Origin of the sequence: Streptomyces pimonensis (genome assembly GCF_041380215.1) — a bacterium.
Lineage (GTDB): Bacteria > Actinomycetota > Actinomycetes > Streptomycetales > Streptomycetaceae > Streptomyces > Streptomyces pimonensis.
The window spans coordinates 78,282-98,946 of sequence record NZ_JAHWZY010000007.1; the positions used below are offsets into that span (position 1 = coordinate 78,282).

At 71.7% G+C, this 20,665-nt stretch carries 22 protein-coding genes and 7 tRNA genes; 9 read left to right on the forward strand and 20 right to left on the reverse strand.

The annotated features are described in order from the left end of the window. Positions 1-3: 3 nt before the first annotated feature. The 9 genes from KYY02_RS09340 to KYY02_RS09380 form a co-directional block, all read right to left on the reverse strand. Positions 4-75: transfer RNA gene (locus tag KYY02_RS09340), tRNA-Val, on the reverse strand. A 39-nt stretch (positions 76-114) separates the two neighbouring features. Beyond that, a complete protein-coding gene (locus KYY02_RS09345) occupies positions 115-564 on the reverse strand; it encodes an SRPBCC family protein (RefSeq protein WP_371237210.1) in 450 nt (149 codons plus the stop codon). Between the two features lie 34 nt (positions 565-598). After that, a complete protein-coding gene (locus KYY02_RS09350) occupies positions 599-3,337 on the reverse strand; it encodes an exo-rhamnogalacturonan lyase family protein (protein ID WP_371237211.1) in 2,739 nt (912 codons plus the stop codon). A 100-nt stretch (positions 3,338-3,437) separates the two neighbouring features. Continuing rightward, the gene (locus tag KYY02_RS09355; RefSeq protein ID WP_371237212.1) at positions 3,438-4,037 is read right to left on the reverse strand and encodes a hypothetical protein; all 600 of its coding nucleotides are present in this window, start codon (positions 4,035-4,037) and stop codon (positions 3,438-3,440) included. A gap of 10 nt (positions 4,038-4,047) precedes the next feature. Next, positions 4,048-4,923 carry a carbohydrate ABC transporter permease gene (locus tag KYY02_RS09360; protein WP_371237213.1) on the reverse strand — a complete coding sequence of 292 codons (876 nt, stop codon included), beginning with the start codon at positions 4,921-4,923 and terminating at the stop codon, positions 4,048-4,050. Then, positions 4,920-5,876: a carbohydrate ABC transporter permease gene (locus KYY02_RS09365; protein WP_030832427.1), complete on the reverse strand. Its 957-nt coding sequence runs from the start codon at positions 5,874-5,876 to the stop codon at positions 4,920-4,922. Before KYY02_RS09365 ends, KYY02_RS09360 begins: the two co-directional genes overlap by 4 nt. 14 nt (positions 5,877-5,890) lie before the next feature. Continuing rightward, the gene (locus KYY02_RS09370) at positions 5,891-7,180 is read right to left on the reverse strand and encodes an ABC transporter substrate-binding protein (protein ID WP_371237215.1); all 1,290 of its coding nucleotides are present in this window, start codon (positions 7,178-7,180) and stop codon (positions 5,891-5,893) included. A 400-nt stretch (positions 7,181-7,580) separates the two neighbouring features. After that, a tRNA-Val gene (locus tag KYY02_RS09375) sits at positions 7,581-7,652 on the reverse strand. Positions 7,653-7,730: 78 nt separating this feature from the next. Continuing rightward, complete coding sequence (locus KYY02_RS09380) at positions 7,731-8,189, reverse strand: TIGR02611 family protein (protein ID WP_371237216.1); 459 nt, start codon at positions 8,187-8,189, stop codon at positions 7,731-7,733. Between the two features lie 191 nt (positions 8,190-8,380). Here KYY02_RS09380 and KYY02_RS09385 point away from each other — a divergent pair, with 191 nt between their 5' ends. Further along, positions 8,381-8,794, forward strand: coding sequence for an SsgA family sporulation/cell division regulator (locus tag KYY02_RS09385; RefSeq protein ID WP_004002642.1), 414 nt, complete (start codon positions 8,381-8,383; stop codon positions 8,792-8,794). 294 nt (positions 8,795-9,088) lie between these two features. Continuing rightward, entirely contained in the window at positions 9,089-9,646 is a 558-nt protein-coding gene (locus tag KYY02_RS09390; RefSeq protein WP_371237217.1) for a CGNR zinc finger domain-containing protein, read from the forward strand. A gap of 92 nt (positions 9,647-9,738) precedes the next feature. Here the strand turns inward: KYY02_RS09390 and KYY02_RS09395 are convergent, their stop codons facing one another. Beyond that, a complete protein-coding gene (locus KYY02_RS09395) occupies positions 9,739-9,912 on the reverse strand; it encodes a hypothetical protein (protein WP_371237426.1) in 174 nt (57 codons plus the stop codon). Positions 9,913-10,063: 151 nt separating this feature from the next. After that, complete coding sequence (locus tag KYY02_RS09400) at positions 10,064-10,492, reverse strand: hypothetical protein (RefSeq protein WP_371237218.1); 429 nt, start codon at positions 10,490-10,492, stop codon at positions 10,064-10,066. 258 nt (positions 10,493-10,750) lie between these two features. Here KYY02_RS09400 and KYY02_RS09405 point away from each other — a divergent pair, with 258 nt between their 5' ends. Continuing rightward, complete coding sequence (locus KYY02_RS09405; protein WP_371237219.1) at positions 10,751-11,275, forward strand: DsbA family protein; 525 nt, start codon at positions 10,751-10,753, stop codon at positions 11,273-11,275. A gap of 28 nt (positions 11,276-11,303) precedes the next feature. Here the strand turns inward: KYY02_RS09405 and KYY02_RS09410 are convergent, their stop codons facing one another. The 3 genes from KYY02_RS09410 to KYY02_RS09420 all read right to left on the reverse strand — a co-directional run bounded on the left by KYY02_RS09410 (position 11,304) and on the right by KYY02_RS09420 (position 14,168). Continuing rightward, on the reverse strand, positions 11,304-12,128 hold the full coding sequence (locus tag KYY02_RS09410; protein WP_371237220.1) for a GNAT family N-acetyltransferase: 825 nt from the start codon (positions 12,126-12,128) through the stop codon (positions 11,304-11,306). A gap of 169 nt (positions 12,129-12,297) precedes the next feature. Then, positions 12,298-13,119 (reverse strand): aminotransferase class IV, encoded by an 822-nt coding sequence (locus KYY02_RS09415; protein WP_371237221.1) that lies wholly within the window; start codon positions 13,117-13,119, stop codon positions 12,298-12,300. Further along, a complete protein-coding gene (locus tag KYY02_RS09420) occupies positions 13,116-14,168 on the reverse strand; it encodes a chorismate-binding protein (RefSeq protein ID WP_371237222.1) in 1,053 nt (350 codons plus the stop codon). The genes KYY02_RS09415 and KYY02_RS09420 overlap by 4 nt, the downstream gene beginning before the upstream one ends. A gap of 154 nt (positions 14,169-14,322) precedes the next feature. On the opposite strand from KYY02_RS09420, the gene KYY02_RS09425 reads away from it, so the two are divergent. The 5 genes from KYY02_RS09425 (at position 14,323) to KYY02_RS09445 (ending at position 14,800) form a co-directional block, all read left to right on the forward strand. Next, a tRNA-Gly gene (locus tag KYY02_RS09425) sits at positions 14,323-14,395 on the forward strand. A 37-nt stretch (positions 14,396-14,432) separates the two neighbouring features. Continuing rightward, a tRNA-Cys gene (locus tag KYY02_RS09430) sits at positions 14,433-14,506 on the forward strand. Between the two features lies 1 nt (position 14,507). After that, a tRNA-Val gene (locus tag KYY02_RS09435) sits at positions 14,508-14,579 on the forward strand. Between the two features lie 34 nt (positions 14,580-14,613). Continuing rightward, a tRNA-Val gene (locus tag KYY02_RS09440) sits at positions 14,614-14,685 on the forward strand. Between the two features lie 43 nt (positions 14,686-14,728). Next, a tRNA-Val gene (locus tag KYY02_RS09445) sits at positions 14,729-14,800 on the forward strand. Between the two features lie 49 nt (positions 14,801-14,849). Here the strand turns inward: KYY02_RS09445 and KYY02_RS09450 are convergent. The 4 genes from KYY02_RS09450 to KYY02_RS09465 form a co-directional block, all read right to left on the reverse strand. Further along, positions 14,850-15,164: a TFIIB-type zinc ribbon-containing protein gene (locus KYY02_RS09450; protein ID WP_371237223.1), complete on the reverse strand. Its 315-nt coding sequence runs from the start codon at positions 15,162-15,164 to the stop codon at positions 14,850-14,852. 86 nt (positions 15,165-15,250) lie between these two features. After that, positions 15,251-16,192 carry a phosphotransferase gene (locus tag KYY02_RS09455; RefSeq protein ID WP_371237224.1) on the reverse strand — a complete coding sequence of 314 codons (942 nt, stop codon included), beginning with the start codon at positions 16,190-16,192 and terminating at the stop codon, positions 15,251-15,253. Positions 16,193-16,388: 196 nt separating this feature from the next. Beyond that, positions 16,389-16,568, reverse strand: coding sequence for a hypothetical protein (locus KYY02_RS09460; RefSeq protein ID WP_030867596.1), 180 nt, complete (start codon positions 16,566-16,568; stop codon positions 16,389-16,391). A 116-nt stretch (positions 16,569-16,684) separates the two neighbouring features. Next, positions 16,685-17,041 (reverse strand): DUF8836 family protein, encoded by a 357-nt coding sequence (locus KYY02_RS09465; protein WP_371237225.1) that lies wholly within the window; start codon positions 17,039-17,041, stop codon positions 16,685-16,687. Between the two features lie 195 nt (positions 17,042-17,236). On the opposite strand from KYY02_RS09465, the gene KYY02_RS09470 reads away from it, so the two are divergent. Then, the gene (locus KYY02_RS09470) at positions 17,237-18,517 is read left to right on the forward strand and encodes a serine/threonine-protein kinase (RefSeq protein ID WP_371237227.1); all 1,281 of its coding nucleotides are present in this window, start codon (positions 17,237-17,239) and stop codon (positions 18,515-18,517) included. A 48-nt stretch (positions 18,518-18,565) separates the two neighbouring features. On the opposite strand, the gene KYY02_RS09475 is transcribed toward KYY02_RS09470, so the two are convergent. Continuing rightward, positions 18,566-19,384: a TrmH family RNA methyltransferase gene (locus KYY02_RS09475; RefSeq protein WP_371237229.1), complete on the reverse strand. Its 819-nt coding sequence runs from the start codon at positions 19,382-19,384 to the stop codon at positions 18,566-18,568. Position 19,385: 1 nt separating this feature from the next. Further along, on the reverse strand, positions 19,386-20,618 hold the full coding sequence (cobA, locus tag KYY02_RS09480; protein WP_371237230.1) for a uroporphyrinogen-III C-methyltransferase: 1,233 nt from the start codon (positions 20,616-20,618) through the stop codon (positions 19,386-19,388). Between the last annotated feature and the right edge of the window lie 47 nt (positions 20,619-20,665).

A 20,665-nucleotide genomic window follows, 5' to 3' on the forward strand; every position in this document is an offset into this window, starting at 1 on the left:
CGGTGGGCGATACTGGGTTCGAACCAGTGACCTCTTCGGTGTGAACGAAGCGCTCTCCCACTGAGCTAATCGCCCGGGAACGCACTGAACAATACAGGTCCGGGAAGGGTTCCTTCAAACCGCTTCCAGGTGGGCGGCCAGGCCGCGCCGGCCGGCCCGCATCATCAGGACGTGGTTGGCGCGGAGGGCGGGCCGTCCCGGTACGGCGAGCAGGCGCAGCAGCGGCTTGCGGACGTCGACCTCCTGCTCGTAGTGGGCGAGGCAGCGGTGGTGCCCCAGGCGGGTGACGGTCCAGCGGGCCCAGCCGTCGATGTCGCCGGACAGGCCGGCCTCCAGGATCCCGGTCTCCGGGTCGCGCCGCCCCTCCCGCACGGTCGAGGTCAGGTCGTACGGCAGGAGGGAGCGGATCGTGACGATCCCACTGGTGTCGTCGAGCCGGGTGACGTCCCGTACCTGGGGCCACCACAGGGGATAGTCCTCGATCCGCTCCAGGACGCGGCAGACCACCGAGGCGGGCGCGGACAGGGTCCACAGGGTGCGGAAGCGGTGACGGTTCCAGTCCATGGACGTCGTGTTCCCGTCCGCGCCCGTGATGTGCCTACGGCATCCGGTCCCCCAGCAGCGCCAGGTTCTCGATGGCGGCGAGGCCGTAGAGCGCGGTGTCGTTGGTGGAGACCCAGGCGGCCTCGCGGCCGGCGACCAGGGCCGTCGGGCCGCTCACCTCCTCGGTCCTCCAGGGCGCCGACTCCTTGTAGCCGTCGGAGTCGTAGAACTTCTCCCACGCCCGCTTCGCCAGCTTCTCGTCGCCGGTCCGCACGGCGGCGTAGGCGTCGAGACGGGAGTGGCCCTGGAAGAGGATCAGGCTGCCGAAGTGGGAGCCGTAGCGCGCGGCCTGTTCCGTCCTGCTCGCGTTGAAGTAGCGGCAGTAGTCGTAGTACGCCTCGTTGAACTCCGGCATGTCGACGAGGTCGATGAGTTCGGCGCACAGTTCGCCCAGGCCGAAGACCGCCGACAGGTGGGAGACGCCCACCACGGGTTCGTCCGCGATCGCGAACCTCCCGGTGTCGAGGTCGTACAGACCGGTGCCCTGGACGAAGCCGTTGGGCTGGGCGGCGATGGTCTCCATGGTGGAGAGCACGCGGGCCCTGGCCTTCTCCCACTTGGGGCCCTTGCGTTCCCACTCGGTGAGCCAGGCGGAGACCAGTCCGCTCCAGTCGGTGCCGAAACCGATCGACAGGGCGTTGCGGTCCGGCGTGTACGGCTCGGTGCGGATCTTGCGGATGGGGTCGAGGACGAGGAAGGTCTCGTCGGAGTCGACGTTGGCGTGCATCAGGTCGCCGACGCGTTCGTCGGCGGTGAGGAAGTAGTAGTAGCGGCGGTAGGTGGTGTTGGCGATGCGCTGCTGCTTGGCGCTGTCGGCGAAGTGCTGGACGCCGTGCCGGGTGCCGAGGCCGGCCCACTTGCCGATGTGGTAGACGTCGACCTCGCCGGTGTGGCGGGTCATCGCCTCGGCGAAGCGGAAGATGTCGGCGCGACCGGAGCGCAGGTACGCGTACCAGAGCCACAGGTCGGGCGAGAGCTCGGAGTTGTCCCAGGCGTAGCCGCCGACGTCGTACCGCCACTGGTGCCGCACGGTGTCGTAGGTGTGCATGATGTCGCCGTAGTCCCAGAAGCCGTACCAGCGGCGCTGCTCCACCTGGTCCTTGTAGTAGGTGAAGAGGAAGTCGAGGTGGTCCTCGATCTTCGCCTTGGCCGGGGTGGAGCGGTCCGGTTCGGCGAACAGTCCCTTGCCGAAGACCCCGGCGCCGATCAGCTGCTTGGGCGGGGCGGCGAGCTGCGGGAGTACGCGGACGGCCTCGACCTGTTCGGCGAGCTTCTCGGCGCTCGGGGTGGACTCGTTGGCCCAGAAGAGGAGTTCGGAGGTGCGGGAGATGCCGTACGGGGTGCCGAACCCGGGCTCGTAGTCCTCGTAGGTGATGTTGAGGCCCTCGAGCTGTTCGGGGAAGGCGTCCTGGCCCATGCCGTCGTGGTAGAAGCGCAGGTCCATGGGCTGGGCCTCGGGCGACCAGAGCCAGAGGGTGACCTCGGCCTCGTCGGTGTGGGCGCCGCGGATGTCGAGCTGGGCGGGGTGCTTCTCCCAGAAGTCGCGCAGGCCGAAGGAGAGGCCGCCGGTGACGCCGCCGACGTAGCCGAAGCCGGAGGCGCGCCGGCCGCCGCCTGCGCCGATCCAGCCGTAGCCCTTCTTGGTGCGCTTGCGCAGGGTGAAGCCGTCGGCGGAGAGCTGGGAGAGGGTGTAGTCGCCCCATTCGGGGATGTACTGCAGGCGGGTGGTGACCCGCTGGTCCCAGGTGGCGGGGTCGGGGAGCTTCTCGCCGGCGAACTGGGCGGCCTGGACGGCGGCTCCCGGGTCACGGCGCAGTCCGGTGATGCCCTTGACGGCCTCGCGGAGCAGACCGGTACCCTCGCCGCCGAGGCGGATGTGCCGGTCGTAGGACGCGTCGCGCAGGGGGACGGTGAAGCGGACGCCGAGGCCGCGGATGAAGTCGCCGCTCGCCTTGCCGGGCTCCTGCTTCCCGTCGTAGGTGATGGTGTGCACCATGCGGAAGGAGTCGGCGCCGGCGTAGAAGTAGAGGCGGATGGAGAAGGGCAGCAGCTCGCGGTGGCCCTTGCGGTGCTTGCCGTCGATGCGGACGACCGCGCGGACGGGGCCCTCCTGCTCGACGGTGACCTCGGAGACGGCGCCGTCGAAGCGTTCGGTCCTGACGGTGGTCTGGTCGCCGTCCTCGTACTCGGGCTGGCGCAGGAGGACGAGGCGGCCGTCGCGGGCGATCTCGGTGGAGCCGCGGCGGACCGACTTGACGAGGGTGGCGCCGGACTTTCCGATCCGGGCGGTGATGACGCCGGTGGAGATGTCGACGGTGCCGCCGCGCTCGTCGACGGTGACCTTCCTCCCGGGGGACGCGGCGGGCGCCCCCGGGGTCAGGGTGAGTTCGCCGGAGCCTGAGCTCACGGCGTGCGCCGTCCACTTGAGGGATCCGTCGGGCCAGTAGGCGATCGGCCAGGACTGGACGGGGACGGACCTGCCGTCGGCATCGGTCAGTGCGAAGGTCTGGTCCTCCTGGTGGGCTCCCTTGGGCCAGGGCACGCCGACGGTGGAGCCGGGGGCCGCGCCGAGGCCGCCGTCCTCCAGCCAGTCGAGGGTGACCGGGTCGGCGCCGGCGGCTTCCGCCCGGGGCGCGGCGGCGGCGTTCTGCGTTCCCAGGGCCCAGCTGACCTGGGCGGCGGCTCCGGCGACGGCGGCCGCCTTGAGCAGGGACCTGCGGGGGATGGGGGACATGGCCTTTCCTTTCCATTGCGGAAGTGCACGGTAATGTCAAGGGCATGACAGACGAAGGTGCGGCGCCGAAGCGCCGGCCTCCGGAGAGGGGCACCGCCCGTCAGCGGTGCCGGTACCGTTCCTCCACGGCGACGGCCGCCGCCGCGACGGCCCCCAGGACGGGGACCGCCAGCGGCGGGACGAACCACGCGGACAGTGCCACGACGGCCAGCCCGCAGACGACCAGGAAGGATCCGGCGGGGTCGAGCACGGTACGCCGGCCGGCGTCCGCGAGCAGTGCCCGCCAGGTCGTGCCGGGCGCCCAGACGGCGGCCGCCCGCAGCAGGGCCACGGCGGCCCCGATCAGCGCGAAGACCCCGACGGCCCCGACGAGCGGCCCACCGGGGAGTCCGGCCCGCGCGGCCAGGACGTCCACCCACACCGCGGCGGCCACGACCCACCCGGCGAGCCCGACGGCCCATCCGCCGCGCACGGCGGTGCGGAAGTCCAGGGCGAACTCCCGCAGTCCGCCGCCCTGGTGGGTGGTACGACGCCTCAGGTGCCGGGCGCCGGCGGCGAACGCCGCGGGGTAGGTGACGATCCCGAGGCAGGCCACGGCGATCCACACGCCGGTGAGCAGGCACTCGGCGAAGACCGCGAAGCGCTCGCCGAACACGGACTCCCTGCGCGAGGTGCGCGCCTTCACACGTGCTTGCGCCACGGTGACCGCCTCAGCCCTTCAGTCCGGAGGTCGCCATGCCGTCGATGAGGTAGCGCTGGAAGGCCATGAAGAAGGCGATGACCGGCACCAGCGCCACCAGCGACATCGCGATCATGCTGCCGTAGTTGGAGATGCCCTCCTGGTCGCGGAACATCATCAGGCCGAGCGAGACGGTGTACTTCTCGGGGGTGTTGAGGTAGATCAGCGGCCCCATGAAGTCGTTCCAGGCGTTGATGAAGGTGAAGATCGCGCTGGTGATGATCGCGGGCCGGCTCAGCGGCAGCACGATCGACCAGTAGGTGCGCAGGTGCCCGCAGCCGTCGAGCTTGGCGGCCTCGTCCAGCTCCCTGGGCAGCCCGCGCATGAACTGCACCATCAGGAACACGAAGAAGGCTTCCGTGGCCAGGAACTTGCCCGCGACGAGCGGCACCAGGGTGTCGGTGAGCTCGAGGTTGCGGAAGAGGACGTACTGCGGGATGAGCAGCACATGGTACGGCAGCAGCAGCGTGCCGATCATCAGCGTGAAGAGCAGGTTCCGCCCTGCGAACCGGATCTTGGCGAAGGCGTACGCGGTCAGCGAGCTGGACAGCACGACACCGACCACGGCGAGGACCGCGTACACCAGCGAGTTCCAGAAGAAGCTGCCGATGGAGATGCCGGAGATGCCGTCGGCGAGCCCGGAGAAGTTCGCCCAGACCGGCGCGGTGGGCAGCAGGTCGAGGCTGGCGATGATGTCCTTGCTCGGCTTGAACGAGGCGCCGACCACCCAGATCACGGGATAGAGGACGACCGCGAGGACGAGGAGCGCGCCCACGTGCCAGGCGATCGATCCGACGCGCCGCCGCTCATGGGCGGTGGGCAGGGCAGGGCTGGTGGCACTGGTCACTTGGCGGCCTCCTCGTAGTGCACCCACTTCTTCTGCGACCAGAACAGGACCGCCGTCACGAGCGCCACCGCGATCACCAGCGTCCAGGCCATCGCGGAGGCGAAGCCCATCTGAGCCTCCTTGAAGCCCTTCTGGTAGAGGTAACAGGTGTAGACGAGCGTGGCGTCGGCGGGTCCGCACCGGGTGTCGGAGACGACGTAGGCGGAGCCGAACACCTGGAACGCGTGGATGGACTCCAGCAGCACGTTGAAGAACAGCACCGGGGAGATCATCGGCAGCGTGACGTTCCAGAACCTGCGCAGCGGTCCGGCGCCGTCCATCTCCGCGGCCTCGTACAGTTCCTGGGGGACCTGCTTGAGGCCGGCCAGGAAGATGACCATGGGGGCGCCGAACTGCCAGATGCTCAGGGCCACCAGGGCGTAGATCACGTAGTCCGGGTTGCCGATCCAGCCGCCCACGTCGAGACCGAAGATCTTCTGCGTACGGTCCACGACCGCGTCGTCGGAGAACAGCGCCCGCCACACGAAGCCGACGGAGACGCTGGCGCCGATGAGCGAGGGCATGTAGAACGCGGCCCGGTACAGGCCCTGCCCACGCCGCTTCTGCGCGAGCAGCAGCGCGACGCCGAGCGCGAGCAGCAGCTTCAGGGGGGTCGCCACGACGACGTACTTGAGGGTGACCTCGACCGACTTCTGCCAGCGCGGGTCCTGGAACATCGTCGTGAAGTTGTCCAGCCCCACCCACTGGGGCGGCGTGAACAGGTTGTAGCTGGTGAACGCGTAATACAGCGACGCGATCATCGGCCCTGCCGTGAGCAGCAGGAACCCCGCGATCCACGGCGACATGAAGAGATAGCCGGCGAGAGTCTCGCGGCGCCGCCCGCGCCGCCCGGCGGCGGGAGCGGCGGGCCGCTTCCCGGCCGGGCGCGCGGGTGCTTCCTTGACGAGCGTCATGGTGGTACGTCCCCTCAGCCGGCGAACGCGGCCTTGGCCTCGCTGAACAGTGCTTTGGCGGCGTCGGCCGGCTTGGCCTTGCCCTGGGCGACCTCGCCGCCGATGCGCAGGAACGCCGCCTCGATGACGTCGGCGCCCGACGGGTGCGGGGTGATCCTGCCGAGGACGCCGGCCGCCGCGACCTTCTCCTCGTACGCCTTGACGCCCTTGCTGTTGTCGTCGGTGGGCGTGAACGCCTCGTACTGCTCGGTGGTGGCGAGGATGCCGCGGTCGTAGCCCATGATCTTGCCGACCTCGGGGTCGTGGACCATGAAGTCGATGAACTGGGCGACCTCCTTGGGGTGCTCGGTCCCCGAGAAGCCGCTCAGCATCAGCGAACCGAGGTACTGGCCGGTGGCCTTGCCGTCCGTGGTGGGGATCGGCGCGAGCCCGTAGTCCGACTCCCCCTCGCCCTCGTAGCGGATGGAGAAGTTGTCCCAGGTGAACTCGGACGCCGCGAGGCCCGCCGAGAGCGCCGACTTGGGCTTGACCTGCTCGACCTTCTTCGGATCGGCGACGAGACCGGACTTCACGCGCTTGTAGCCGTCCTCCCACCACTGCGTCAGGTCGTCCTGGGTGAAGCCGAGGTCGGTGTCCGTGAAGAACGCCTTGCCGTTCTGGCGCAGGTAGAGGTCGTAGAGGTACATGATGCTGAAGTAGCCGGTGTCACCGGCGATCTTCAGCTTGTCCTGGATCGTCTGCAGCGCGTCGAAGTACTCGTCCCAGGTCCAGCCGAACCTCGCCTCCACCCCGGCCTTCTCGAAGGCCTTGAGGTCGATGACGAGCGACATGGTGTTGGCGCCGACGGGGACGGCGATCTGCTTGCCGTCCACCTGACCGTTCGCCAGGACGCCGTTGCGGAAGTTGTCCAGGCTCAGATTCCCCGCGTCCGCCTGCGACTTGAGGTCCAGCAGAACACCACGCTTGTCGTACTTACGCAGGAAGGCGACCGCGTTCTGGAAGACGTCCGGCGGATTCCCGCCGGAGGCCTGGGTCTGGAACTTTTCCCAGAACGCCTCGTAGTCGGTGAATTCGGGCTTGATCCTGATCTTCGGGAACTTCTTCTCGAAGAGCGCGATCGTCTTCTTGATGGCGATGGTGCGCGGCTCGCCGCCCCACCACGCGTAACGGAGCGTCACCGTCCCGTCTCCCGAGCCGCTGCCGCCACCGCAGGCGGTGGCGGTCGCCCCGAGCCCCGCGACGGCCAGCGAGGCCCCCGCCGCTTTGAGGATCGTCCGCCTCTCCACATTCCCACCCTGCTGCATATGAGCCTCCCCGCGACGTTCGCGTCCGCCTCATGAATCGTTTCAAGTAAGCGCTTGCTGGCACAAGTTACGGAGGGCCTACAGGCGCGTCAATGATTCGGACAGGAATTCATGGGCGCCGCGTCCCGGCAGCGGCGGCGGCCGCCTCGCCCTCAGATCCACGCCCGACCACAAACGGCCAGGTGGACGCCTCGCGGCCGACCGGCCGAACGCAGCGGGGCCGACCGGGACGGGCGCGACGGAAGGTCACGGTTGGATGAAGACGGCCGGGAACGGAACGTCCCGGACACACGGAAGGGCCCTCGCCGGACGATCACCCCGGCGCGGGCGCGCCGCACCGGCCGCACACGACGAGACGGCCCGGCTCACGAGTGGTGAGCCGGGCCGCCTGATGATCCGGTGGGCGATACTGGGTTCGAACCAGTGACCTCTTCGGTGTGAACGAAGCGCTCTCCCACTGAGCTAATCGCCCGGACGCAGGAAGAACATTACCCCATGTCAGGGGCGCCCGTGACCAGCGGGGGGACGACGCCCCGGCCCCCGCCGCGGATCACTGCTCCTTGATCTTCCAGGGCATCACGAGACCGAACTTCCACAGGTAGACCCCGGCCAGCACGACCACGATCACCAGGCCGATCGAGGTCAGGATGATGTTACGGCGCCGCACCTTGGGGTCCAGGGCACGCTGTGCCGCCTCGGTGACCTTGCGCTTGGTCCAGCGCAGCACCAGCTGGGCCCAGACGAACTCGGTCGCCCAGATCGCCATGCCGCCGAAGATCACGACCCAGCCCGGTCCGGGCAGCACCAGCATCGCGGCGCCGGCCATCACGACCGCGAGGCCGACGACGAAGACGCCGACCTGCCAGCTGACGTGCAGCACACGACGCGCCCTGACGAACTCCGGCGCACGCGATCCGAGCCCCCGCTCCTCACGGTCCCCGCTCTCGTCCACCGTCACCCCGTGGGCCGCCACCGCGATCTCGCCGGACTTGTCAATCCCCGTGTTCATACAGCCAAACACTACCCGAGCGAAACACATCACCGGAATGGGCGCAGAGCGCGAACGATCTTTCGGCCGGAAGGGTTACGTAAAACGACGCAAAACCCTCAGAGGGGTTTACAACGGCACCGTAGGTGGCATGTCGATTTGGCCGACGTGCGAATCCCCGAGCGCACACTGAGCGAAAGGCCCTGGCGCTTATGAACACCACGGTCAGCTGCGAGCTGCACCTGCGCCTCGTTGTGTCGAGCGAGTCCTCCCTGCCTGTCCCCGCAGGCCTGCGGTACGACACGGCCGACCCCTACGCCGTGCACGCCACCTTCCACACCGGAGCCGAGGAGACCGTCGAGTGGGTGTTCGCCCGCGACCTCCTCGCCGAGGGACTTCACCGCCCCACCGGCACCGGCGACGTCCGTGTCTGGCCGTCGCGCAGTCATGGTCAGGGCGTCGTCTGCATCGCCCTGAGCTCACCGGAGGGAGAGGCCCTGCTCGAGGCCCCCGCAAGGGCCCTGGAGTCCTTCCTGAAGCGCACCGACGCCGCTGTGCCTCCCGGCACGGAACACCGGCACTTCGATCTCGACCAGGAGCTCTCGCACATCCTGGCGGAAAGCTAGGCGAGGCTCGCGAAGCCGCCCGGCGCCGTCGACTCGGGGAGACGGCTCGGGCCCGGACGGCCGTACACGGCCCGTACACGACGGCGCCACACCGCGGGGTCCGCGGTGTGGCGCCGTCGTGCTGCGCGCACGCCGAACCGGTGTCGGCCGAACGAGTGGCCGGGAACGACCACCCGCGTCCGCGCGTCGCATTCGAAGCCATGTGCGGAGCGGGGGGTGCGGGGCGCACCGGAGCCACTACCATCGGCCAGCATCGGCGGGCGCCCGCCCGACCCCCAGGCCAGGGAGCGAACTGTGCTGATCACCCACGACACCCGGTGCGCACTCGACACCGTGGTGGATCTGGTGAACTCCGCGCCGGAGGACACGACACCCGAGGGGCTGCCGGACGTCGCGGCCCTCAAGGAGTTCGTGCGACAGCACAAGGTCAGCGAGGTCGGGGTGCTCACGGAGTTCGACCTGGCCGCGGTGCGCAGGATCCGCGGCCGGTTCGCGGCGGTCTTCGCCGCTCCGGACGCCCGCGCGGCCGCCGCGCTGATCAACGAGCTGATCGCGGCCGCGGGCACCACGCCCCGGCTCACCGACCACGACGGCTACGACTGGCACGTGCACTACTTCGCGCCCGGTGCCACCGTGGCCGACCACCTGGCCGCCGACTGCGGGATGGCGCTGGCGTTCTTCGTGGTCGCCGGGGAGCAGGAGCGGCTGCGACGCTGTGAGGCACCGGACTGCCGGCACGCCTTCGTCGATCTCTCACGCAACCGCTCGCGCCGCTACTGCGACAGCCGCACCTGCGGCAACCGTCTGCATGTGGCCGCCTACCGGGCGCGGCGCAAGGAGGCTGCGGGCTGACCTCCCGGGGCCGTCCCCCGGTCGGCGAGGCGGCTGGCCGATGCCGTGCCGACGCGGTCCCGACGGGTGACGCCGGGTACCGCGGGTACGGCTCACAGCCACAGCAGGTCGTGCAGGGCAGCCGTGAGCAGCAGACACCCGATCACCGCCAGGAAGATCATCAGCGGTGGCTGGGAAAGGGCGAAGAGGCATCCACGCGGCTCGTCCTGCTGCGGCGCGGCATCGCTCTGTGTCGTGTCCAGCATCTCGCGGCGATGATGGCGCATCGAGGGCACCCGACGCGATCAACACTCACGGAGTGAATGCGAGCTCGCCGATTCCGCGACCTACCGTTCGGGTTGTGACCGTTTCCGGGCACTCCTCGACGCCCTGTGACGTTTCCGCCGGTCGCGTGCGCTCAGCCGTGGTGCGTCGCCGTCATATGCCGTGCTTCTTGAGGATGGCCTCGATGTCGCTGAAGTCGTCCTCGCCCCGGGAGGCGGGGGCGGGACGGGCCGCCGGGCGGGATCCCTGCCCCAGGGAGGGCGCGGAGGCCCCGGGCGCCATCGCCTCCGGTCGCGCGTCGGCCCGCGCGGCCTTGCGGGTGCCGCCGCGCCGCCGCTCCACGGTGCGAGTGGTCGCGAACAACGCCCAGGACAGGCCGAGCAGTCCGAAGCCGGCCCAGGCCGTCGGGCTGAAGGCGGTGTCGGCCAGCCAGTCGACGACGCCGGTCATCACCAGCCCGAGGGGCACGAGCGCATAGGCGGCGATGCGGGCGGCCGCGAGGAAGCGTTTGCGGTAGGCCGCGATCGCCGCGATGCCCAGGCCTGCCGCGGAGACGGCGGAACAGACGGTCTCGGCAATCATCCGGTCCTCCAGGCAGGTGGGGCGCTCTGGCGCTTCGTCTCTTCCATCCTGCACCCGCAGGGCCCCGCCGGGCCATGTTCCGACCGGACATCAGGGACATCTCCGGGTCGTCGCTCCTCCGCAGGTGCCGGTGGGCGCCCACCGCGGACTCCGCCGCCGGACGGACCGGGAGACGGGTCCGCCCTCGGTCCCGGACCCGCCCCCGGAACGTCCTGCGCCCGATTGGGTGACAGGCGGCCCGGCTGGGAGACTGTGCCCATGAGTGACTCCTCCCCCGCCCGTCCCGCCGCCCCCGTCCTCGACGTCTGGTGCGAGCTGCAGTGTCCGGACTGCCGGAGCGCCCTCGACGACCTCCGCGCCCTGCGGGCCCGCTACGGCGACCGCCTGGAGCTGCGGCTGCGGCACTTCCCGCTGGAGAAGCACAAGCACTCGTTCGCCGCCGCCCAGGCCGCCGAGGAGGCACTGGAGCAGGGGCGGGGATGGCCGTACGTCGAGGCCGTGCTGGGGCGGGTCGAGGAACTGGATCTCCAAGGAGAGGCCTTCCTCGTCGAGATCGCCCGGGAACTCGGTCTGGACGCCGAGGAGTTCGACACCGCGCTGATCGACGGACGGCACATCCTGATCGTGGACACGGACCAGGCCGAGGGCAAGGCGATCGGAGTGACGGGCACCCCGACGTACGTCATCGGCGGTGAGCGCCTCGACGGCGGCAAGAGCCAGGAGGGGCTGCGCGAGCGCGTCGAGGAGATCGCGGACCGGCTGCTGGCCGAGCGGGAGGGCTGACCCCGGGGCCCGCGGGTCCCGCCCGCCCTCACAGGAGCGGCTTGTACAGCGAGTACCGCGTCGTGCCGTAGCCGAGCGAGTCGTAGAGCCGCTCGGCCGGGGCGTTCCCGGCGAACACGTTGAGCCCGATGGCCCGGTTGCCCGCGGCGACCGACTGGGCCTCGGCAAGCAGCATGAGCGCACGTCCGTGCCCCCGGCCGCGGTGGGCCGCGCCGGCCTCGACGTCGAAGACGTAGGCCCGCTCCCCGCGCACCGACAGCCACAGGGTGCCCACGGGCGTGCCCTCGTGCTCGAGGACGCTGAAGAGCATGCCCTCGGTGGCCCGGCCGTCGGGCAGCAGCACGGCGTGGTCGTTCGCCGCCTTGGCCCGGGCCTCGGCCTCCGGCACCCCGCGCCGGATCCAGTCCCCCGCGTAGTCCTCCTGGCCCTTGGCCGACCAGGGTCCGAACTCGCCCTCCGTCATGGGCCGGGCCACGGTGCCCTCCGGGAGCGTCGGCGGGGCGTCCGGGAGAGCCTTCTCCATGGCCCGGTTGCGCACGACGTAGCCGAGCGCCGTGGCGAGTCCGAGGGCGGCCCGGGCGTCGGCGGGGACCGTCACCTCGATACGGCGGCACCCCCAGCCGCGCGCCGCCTCCTCCGCGGCGAGCGCGGCCACCGTGCCCCGGCCGCGCCGGCGGTCCGGCTCCTCGATGCACAGGCTCATGATCCGGGCCACGGAGTCGCCGAAGACGGGATGGGTGCCGAGGTGGACCGTCCCGACGGGACGGCTGTTCACGCACACCTGGTAGCGGCGCGAACGCGTACCGTCGGGGTTCTGCTGAAGCGGCTCGACCGGCCGCAGGGTGGTGGTCATCGAGGGTGTTCTACCCGCCCGCCCGTCGCCCACCACCACCCTCGACCGAGAGCCCTACGGACCCGCCCCTCCCACCCGCCCGTCGCCCACCACCACCCTCGACCGAGAGCCCTACGGACCCGCCCCACCCACCCGCCCGTCGCCCCGGGTCAGCCGAATTCCGGGTCCGTCACGGGTCGAGGTCGGCCCCGGAGCGCTCGTCGAAGATCCGCATGGCCTTGGCGGTCACCGGGCCGGGGGTGCCGGGCAGTTCGCGGCCGTCGACGCGGTGCACGGCCTGGACGTCGCGCAGGGTGGAGGTGAGGAAGACCTCCTCTGCCCGTTCCAGGACGTCCAGCGGCAGGTCGGTCTCCTCGGCTCCGGTCCACTCGACGACGAGGGCGCGGGTGATCCCGGCGAGGCAGCCGGAGGCGAGCGGCGGGGTGTGGAGCTCGCCGTCGAGGACGACGAAGACGTTCGACCCGGTGCCCTCGCAGAGCTGTCCGACGGTGTTGCCGAACAGCGCCTCGGACGCGCCCCGCTCACGGGCGCGGGCGAGGGCGAGGACGTTCTCGGCGTACGAGGTGGTCTTCAGGCCGGTGAGCGCGCCGCGTTCGTTGCGCGTCCAGGGGGCCGTGACGACGGCGGTGGAGTCGGGGCGGCGGGTGGTCCCGCCGAGGGCGACCACGAGGGTCGGACCGCGGTCGCCGCGGTCGGAGCCGAGCGGGCCGTGACCGCCGGTGTAGGTGAGGCGCAGCCGGCCGAGCGGCATCGGGTTGGCCTCGAGGACGGCGGCGCAGGCACGGCGGACCTCGTCGAGGTCGGGGTCGGGCAGCCCGAGCCCGCGGGCCGACCGGGTCAGCCGGTCGAGGTGCCGGGTGAGCGCGAACGGACGTCCGTGCACGGCCTTCACCGTCTCGAAGATGCCGTCGCCCACGGTCAGTCCGTGATCGAGGACGGAGACGCGGGCGGACTCGATGTCCTGCAGCCCGCCGTCGAGCCAGATCTTCACCTCTGGGTCCCTTCCCTCATCTCGTACGTCCCCGACGCTACCGCGAGCAGCCGGGAGGCCTTCAGTTCGGTCTCCCGCCACTCCCCCTCTGGGTCGGAGCCCCAGGTGATCCCGGCGCCGGCGCCGAACCTCAGAACGGTGCCGCCGCCCGCGGCCCGGTCGATCCAGAAGGTGCGGATGCCCACCGCGAGCACACCGGTGCCGCGGTCCGCGTCGACCCAGCCGATACCGCCGCAGTACGGGCCGCGGGGCGCCGTCTCCAGCGCGTCGATGATCCGCAGCGCGCTGGACTTGGGCGCGCCGGTGACGGAGCCGGGCGGGAAGGCGGCGCCGAGCAGCTCGGGCCATCCCGCGCCGTCCCGCAGCTCGCCCCGCACGGTCGACACGAGGTGGACCAGCCCCGGGTGCTTCTCGACGGCGCACAGGTCGGGCACGGTCACCGTGCCGGTGCCGCAGACCTGTCCGACGTCGTTGCGGACCAGGTCGACGATCATCACGTTCTCGGCGTAGTCCTTCTCCAGCAGGTCGGCCTCGGTGCGCCCGGTGCCCTTGATCGGTCCGGACTCGACGACCCGGCCGTCCCGCCGCAGGAACAGTTCGGGCGAGGCGGTGGCGATCTCCACCCCGTGGCTGGGCAGACGAATCGTTCCGGCATACGGCGCCGGATTGCCCCGGGCGAGCAGCGCGGTGAGGGCGTCTACGTCGGCGTCGGAGGGCACCGGCGCGGACAGGACGCGGCAGAGGTTCGCCTGGTACACCTCTCCGGCGGCTATGTGGTCGCGGATACGACGTACGGCCGCCGTGTACGCGCCGCGGTCGAGCGAGGACGTCCAGTCGCCGGCCGCCGGCCCCCGCCAGGCCCCCGGCACGGGGGCGGGAACCGGCTGCTCCCGGACCTCCCGGAAGCGGGCGCAGGTCAGGCGGCCCTCGAAGTCTGCGGCGACGGCCCAGAACCCCGCGGAGTCCAGGGCGGCGGGATCGTCGGTGACGTCGAGGAGTCCGGTGGCGACGCGGTCGCCGAAACGGACGAGAGGGGGCAGGTCCAGCACGCGACGAGTCTATGGCGGGCGCCGTTCCGGCGGCCCGGGCACGTCCGCGGGCGGGCGCAGCGCAGCACGCTGCACAAACGGGTTTTTGTGCTGGCCCCGGAATCCGCTAGAGTTCAGTTCGTCGCCGGGAAGCGCAAGCCGACCGAAACGACAGGCGGACGTAGCTCAGTTGGTAGAGCGCAACCTTGCCAAGGTTGAGGTCGCGAGTTCGAGCCTCGTCGTCCGCTCGAAGGAAGAGGGGGCCTCCCGGTCCCCTGCACTCCTGGTGGAGTGGCCGAGAGGCGAGGCAACGGCCTGCAAAGCCGTCTACACGGGTTCAAATCCCGTCTCCACCTCCAAGGACGATTAGCTCAGCGGGAGAGCGCTTCCCTGACACGGAAGAGGTCACTGGTTCAATCCCAGTATCGTCCACTGGATCCCCGGATCCTGGATCTCCGGATCCCCCGCGCGATTAGCTCAGCGGGAGAGCGCTTCCCTGACACGGAAGAGGTCACTGGTTCAATCCCAGTATCGCGCACGCAGTGCCCACGATCCGCTCCATGGAGTGATCGTGGCCCCGAGGACGATTAGCTCAGCGGGAGAGCGCTTCCCTGACACGGAAGAGGTCACTGGTTCAATCCCAGTATCGTCCACAACCCCGAAGCCCCCGGTCGCCCGACCGGGGGCTTCGTCGTGCGTCCGTCAGCTGGAGAAGAGCATGCGCCCGAAGCTCTTCTGGCGGTGGTGACCGTGATGGCCGTGGGGAGCACCCCAGGCGGGAGCCGGCGCGGCCGGGTACGCCTGCGGGGCGGCCGGGTACGCCTGTGGGGCGGCCGGGTACGGCGGCGGGGCGGCCGGGGCCGGCGGCGCGGGCTGCGACCACTGGGCCTCCAGCCGGGTCAGCGACTCCAGCTCGCCGTAGTCGAGGAAGATGCCCCGGCACCCGCTGCACTGCTCGATCTGGACGCCGTTGCGGTTGTGGGTGTGCATCGGGGCACGGCACTTCGGACACTGCATGATCGGTTCAACTCCCGGCCGGTCGTTCCTGCTTCACATATCGCCAGAACAGACTCCGTCCGGCTGTGGATCGGTTGCACCCTGCTTCACGGAACTTCCGCTCCACCGGACGGGGCGGCGGGGCGGACGGAACCCATGCGCGCGCAGGCGTCGACCAGTGACTGCTCCACCTCGTCCAGGGGCCGCCCGGCCGCGACGGCCCTGGTGACGGCGCGGGCCGCGGTCTGGACCGTGAGGGCGCGGGCCGGGACGTCCAGCACGGTCCAGGGGTCACCTTCGGACGGTACGGCCGGACCGCCGGCCGCGCGGTAGGCGGTCAGGAAGCGGCGCCACTCGTCGGGGGCGAGCAGTCCGCAGGCGTACCAGGCCGCCGGACGGGCCAGGTCCCACGCCGGTGCGCCCGTGCCGAGGTCGTCGACGTCGATGAGCAGCCAGGGGCCGCCGCGCGCGGGGTGGCGTATGAGCTGACCGAGGTGGAAGTCGCCGTGACAGAGGGCGGTGACGGTGTCCGGCGCGGAGGCCTCGCCACGGGCCCAGGGCGGGAGGGCGGCCCAGGCGTGCCGTACGGCGGCGGTGGCGGGATGGCGGGGGGCGGCGCGGAGGAGGGCGACGGCATGGGCGGCCTTGGCGGGGCCGCGCATGGGGGGTACGGCGGTGGGGGCGGGGGTCCGGTGCAGGCGGGCGAGGAGGGTGGCCGCGGCTTCCCAGGGAGCGGCGTCCGGGTCGTCGGGGTCCACGGGAGTGCCGTACGGCCAGTGGGTGACGAGCCGTCCGTGCAGTTCGGCGGGGGTCGGGGCGAGCGGGGGGAGGAGGACGCCGGGGAGCCGGGCGGCCACGGTGAGGCGGAGGGCCAGCTCGGCGGCGTCGGCGCCGGGGGCGTGGGCCTTGGCGACGGTGCCGGCGTGCCGTACGACGGCGGCGTCCTCGCGGGCGGCGAGGGTGGCGGTGGTGCAGCGGCAGGTGTGGTGGTTCGGGTGGGCCGCCGCCCTGACGTGGGCGGTCAGGGCGGGGAGGAGGTCCGTGGTCACGGGGCGAGGGTAGCCGGGGGTGGGTTGCGCGGACCCGTGGGATCCACGCTCGCCCCCGGAACCGCGCGGGCAGGGCAATGCCGGCGCAGCTCCCCAGCTGCGCCGGCATTCTGCCGTCCGCCACGTCCCCGTCCCCACGGGGTCTCATGGGTGGATGTCCCCGCCCGGACCGCTCTTCCGGGCCTGGGGCCGCCGTTCAGCGCCCCAGCATCTCGCCCACGGACGACGCCTGTGTGGCCACCGTCTCCCACCCGTCGAAGACGAGGAGGAGCAGGACCGCCAGGGGCAGGGCCATCAGCGTCGCCACCAGCGGATGGCGACGCCCCTCGCCACGCTCCCGCGTGCGGATCAGTGTCCGCGGTGCCGTGTACGCCATGGTTCCTCTCCTGGCCGTTTCCGTTGTCGTCGACAGCGGCGGGCGTCTGACCTCGGGGGACGAGTACTGCACCCGCCGCTTGACCTCGAATCTAGGCGTCGGGGCCTCCCCCGGCGTCATGCCCTCGTACCGATTGCCGGGCCTCCCGGAGGATGAGCCCTTCCCCTCGGTGTACTCCCCTGGGTGGAGACGGGTCCCTGCATCTCAGGGACATCCCCGAAGGGCCGCCCGCTCTGCCCGGCTTTCTCCGAGCCGTCCTCCCGCGGCACCGGCTGCTCCACCAGCGCGAGCACCCGATTCGCCGTGAATCGGGCCGTCCGCACCACGGCCCCGGTTCGGGTGACTTCGCTCACTTCCACCACCCCTCGCCGCACCGCCGCCTCGACCCGGCGCCCCGCCCTGCTCGCCACCACCTCGTACGTGCGCGTCGTGTCCCCCGCGTCCACGACGATCTCCACACGGTCACCCTTCACGTGATCAATCCCCCTTCACCGTCGGGTGGTTGGGATCACCGTCCGCGCGAACCAGGTGTGCCCGCGCGTTCCCTGACCACCCTTCGAGTCTCCCACCCCCCACTGACAATCCACCGCTCCGAGAGGGCGCGGCCTCTGCGCACGGGCGGCCGTGGAAACGTAAGCTGTGGCACGTCACAGGACCGGGCAGCGGGGATGAACATGGCGATGATGCGCCTGAGGCGCGAGGACCCGCGCGTCGTCGGCTCTTTCAGGCTCCACCGACGACTCGGCGCGGGCGGGATGGGCGTGGTCTACCTGGGCTCCGACAAGAAGGGACAGCGGGTCGCGCTGAAGGTCATCCGGCCCGACCTGGCCGAGGACCAGGAGTTCCGCTCGCGGTTCGCGCGCGAGGTCTCGGCGGCCCGCCGCATCCGCGGCGGCTGTACGGCCCGGCTGGTGGCCGCGGACCTCGACGCGGACCGTCCCTGGTTCGCCACGCAGTACGTGCCGGGGCCCTCGCTGCACGACAAGGTCGCCGACGAGGGGCCGCTCAACGCGGCCGACGTCGCCGCCGTCGGCGCGGCCCTCTCCGAAGGGCTGGTCGCCGTGCACGAGGCCGGTGTGGTGCACCGGGACCTCAAGCCGTCCAACATCCTGCTGTCCCCGAAGGGGCCGCGGATCATCGACTTCGGCATCGCGTGGGCGACCGGCGCGTCGACGCTCACGCACGTCGGCACGGCGGTCGGCTCGCCCGGCTTCCTCGCCCCGGAGCAGGTGCGCGGCGCGGCCGTCACCCCGGCCACGGACGTGTTCTCGCTGGGCGCCACGCTCGCGTACGCGGCGATGGGCGACTCGCCCTTCGGGCACGGCAGTTCCGAGGTGATGCTGTACCGCGTGGTGCACGAGGAGGCCCAGCTGCACGGTGTCCCGGACGCCCTGGCCCCGCTCGTCCGCGCGTGCCTGGCGAAGGACCCGGAGGAACGGCCCAGCACGCTCCAGCTGTCGCTGCGGCTCAAGGAGATCGCCGCGCGGGAGGCCCAGGGGCTCGCCGACGTGCGCCCGCCTGCCCCGCGCGGCGCCGAGACGGAGCGGCCCACCGGACGCCTCGCGGACACCTACCCGGAGCGGGCGCGGCGCCGGCAGGACGGCCAGGGGACCCCGCCGCCACGCGGACGCGGTCCCGCGCCCAGGAACAGAGGTTCGTCTCCCGGGCGGAGCACCCAGGGCGTGCCCCCTTCGCGCGGCGGCTCCGCGCGCGACAGCTCCCCGCGCGGAGGCACGCCGTCCCGGTCCGGGCCGCGCCCCACGTCGGCGTCCCGGAACACCACGCGGTCCGGCACCGGTGCCCGTCGCCCGGCGCCCCGGACGACCGGGACCGGTCTGCGACCGGCCAATCCGCGCCTGCTCAGGCAGCGGCTGTTCGTGTTCGTCGTCGTGACGCTGTTCGTCGCGCTCGGCATCGCGCTGGTGCAGGGGTGCCAGGGCTCCGGGTGAGTGCCCGGCAGCGGCGGGGACTCACCCGGCCCGCCGCGTCCGGAGCCGCTACTCCCGCGAACGCCCCGTGGCCACCGCGTAGAAGGCGACCGCCGCCGCGGCCCCCACGTTGAGGGAGTCGACGCCGTGCGACATCGGGATGCGGACCCGTTCGTCGGCGGCGGCCAGGGCCCGGTCGGACAGACCGGCTCCTTCCGCGCCCAGCATCAGGGCCACCCGGTCCATACGGTGCGGCGCCACCTCGTCCAGGGTCCGGGCCTTCTCGCCGGGAGTGAGGGCGAGCAGCTCGAACCCGGCCTCGCGCACCGTCTCCAGTCCCCCGGGCCAGGTGTCGACACGGGCGTACGGCACGGAGAAGACCGCGCCCATGGAGACCTTGACGCTGCGGCGGTAGAGGGGATCGGCGCAGTCCGGGGAGAGCAGGACGGCGTCCATTCCGAGGGCCGCCGCGGAGCGGAAGATCGCGCCGACGTTGGTGTGGTCGTTGACCGACTCCATGACGACGACGCGGTGGGCGGTCCGGAGCACGTCGGCCGCCGCGGGCAGCGGTGTGCGCTGCATGGAGGCGAGCGCGCCGCGGTGCACGTGGTATCCGGTGACCTGTTCGGCGAGCGCGGGGTCGACGACGTACACCGGGGCGGTGGCCCGGTCGATGACGTCGTGCATGACGTCGACCCACTTCGCGGACAGCAGCATCGACCGCATCGCGTAGCCCGCTTCCCCGGCGCGCCTGATGACCTTCTCGCCCTCGGCGATGAACAGTCCCTCGGCGGGTTCGCGGCGGCGGCGCAGTTCCACGTCGGTCAGGCCGGTGTAGTCGTGCAGCCGCGGGTCGGCGGGGTCGTCGACGGTGATGGGTTCGGCCATGTCACGCCGTCCCGCGTGGGCCCACGGCGACGACCTCGCCGATGACGATGACGGCCGGCGGCTTGACCCCCTGGGCGGCGGCCGTTTCGGCGACCGTGGCGAGGGTGGCGTCGACCCGGCGCTGGGCGGCCGTGGTGCCCTCCTGGACGAGGGCGACCGGGGTGTCCGGGGACTTGCCGTTGGCGACCAGGGTCTCCGCGATCCGGCCGATCTTGTCGACGCCCATGAGCACGACGAGGGTGCCGGTCAGCTTCGCCAGTGACGGCCAGTCGACCAGGGAGCGCTCGTCGTCGGGGGCGACGTGACCACTGACCACGGTGAACTCGTGCGCCACACCGCGGTGGGTGACGGGGATGCCGGCCGCGCCCGGGACCGAGATGGAGCTGGAGATGCCAGGGACGACGGTGCAGGGGATGCCCGCCTCGGCGAGCGCGTGGAGCTCCTCCATGCCGCGGCCGAAGACGTACGGGTCGCCGCCCTTGAGCCGGACCACCGACCTGCCCTGCTTGGCGTGCTCGACCAGCGCGTTGTTGATGGCCTCCTGGGCCATGAAACGGCCGTAGGGGATCTTCGCCGCGTCGATCACCTCGACGTGCGGCGGGAGTTCGGCGAGCAGGTCCCGCGGGCCGAGCCGGTCGGCGATGACGACGTCGGCCTCGGCGAGCAGGCGGCGGCCGCGCACGGTGATCAGATCCGGGTCGCCGGGGCCGCCGCCGACGAGTGCGACGCCGGGGGTGCGGGTGCGGTGGTGCGGGGCGACGAGGGTGCCGTCGCGCAGTCCCTCGACCACGGCGTCGCGGATGGCGGCGGTGTGGCGGGGGTCGCGGCCGCGCGCCTCCGTCGTGAGGACGGCCACCGTGACGCCCTCGCTGGTGCCCGTGGCCGGGGTCCACGCCGTCGCCGCGTCGGCGTCGTCCGAGCGGACGCACCACACGCGGTGCGCCTCCGCCTCGGCGGAGGCGCGGGTGTTCGCCTCGGTGTCGCTGGTGGCGATGAGGGCGTACCAGGCGGTCGCGAGGTCGCCCTCGGTGTAGGGGCGCCGGTGCCAGGTGATCTCGCCGGCCTCCGCCATGGCCTCCACGGAGGGAGTGGCCTCGGGGGAGACGAGGTGGATGTCGGCGCCGGCCGCGATCAGGGCGGGGAGGCGGCGCTGGGCGACCTGGCCGCCGCCGAGGACGACGACCCGGCGGCCGGTGAGGCGGAGGCCTACGGGGTAGGCGGGGTGTTCGGCCATCAGGTGAGGCTCCTCGGACAAGCGGTGGGTCAGCGGGCACGCTGCGG

Coding starts and splice junctions, on each gene's coding strand:
- KYY02_RS09345 (WP_371237210.1), bottom strand. CDS start 564: ATGGACTGGAACCGTCACCGCTTCCGCACCCTGTGGACCCTGTCCGCG.
- KYY02_RS09350 (WP_371237211.1), bottom strand. CDS start 3,337: ATGTCCCCCATCCCCCGCAGGTCCCTGCTCAAGGCGGCCGCCGTCGCC.
- KYY02_RS09365 (WP_030832427.1), bottom strand. CDS start 5,876: ATGACGCTCGTCAAGGAAGCACCCGCGCGCCCGGCCGGGAAGCGGCCC.
- KYY02_RS09370 (WP_371237215.1), bottom strand. CDS start 7,180: ATGCAGCAGGGTGGGAATGTGGAGAGGCGGACGATCCTCAAAGCGGCG.
- KYY02_RS09380 (WP_371237216.1), bottom strand. CDS start 8,189: ATGAACACGGGGATTGACAAGTCCGGCGAGATCGCGGTGGCGGCCCAC.
- KYY02_RS09385 (WP_004002642.1), top strand. CDS start 8,381: ATGAACACCACGGTCAGCTGCGAGCTGCACCTGCGCCTCGTTGTGTCG.
- KYY02_RS09395 (WP_371237426.1), bottom strand. CDS start 9,912: ATGCGCCATCATCGCCGCGAGATGCTGGACACGACACAGAGCGATGCC.
- KYY02_RS09400 (WP_371237218.1), bottom strand. CDS start 10,492: ATGATTGCCGAGACCGTCTGTTCCGCCGTCTCCGCGGCAGGCCTGGGC.
- KYY02_RS09405 (WP_371237219.1), top strand. CDS start 10,751: ATGAGTGACTCCTCCCCCGCCCGTCCCGCCGCCCCCGTCCTCGACGTC.
- KYY02_RS09410 (WP_371237220.1), bottom strand. CDS start 12,128: ATGACCACCACCCTGCGGCCGGTCGAGCCGCTTCAGCAGAACCCCGAC.
- KYY02_RS09450 (WP_371237223.1), bottom strand. CDS start 15,164: ATGCAGTGTCCGAAGTGCCGTGCCCCGATGCACACCCACAACCGCAAC.
- KYY02_RS09460 (WP_030867596.1), bottom strand. CDS start 16,568: ATGGCGTACACGGCACCGCGGACACTGATCCGCACGCGGGAGCGTGGC.
- KYY02_RS09470 (WP_371237227.1), top strand. CDS start 17,237: ATGAACATGGCGATGATGCGCCTGAGGCGCGAGGACCCGCGCGTCGTC.
- KYY02_RS09475 (WP_371237229.1), bottom strand. CDS start 19,384: ATGGCCGAACCCATCACCGTCGACGACCCCGCCGACCCGCGGCTGCAC.
- cobA (WP_371237230.1), bottom strand. CDS start 20,618: ATGGCCGAACACCCCGCCTACCCCGTAGGCCTCCGCCTCACCGGCCGC.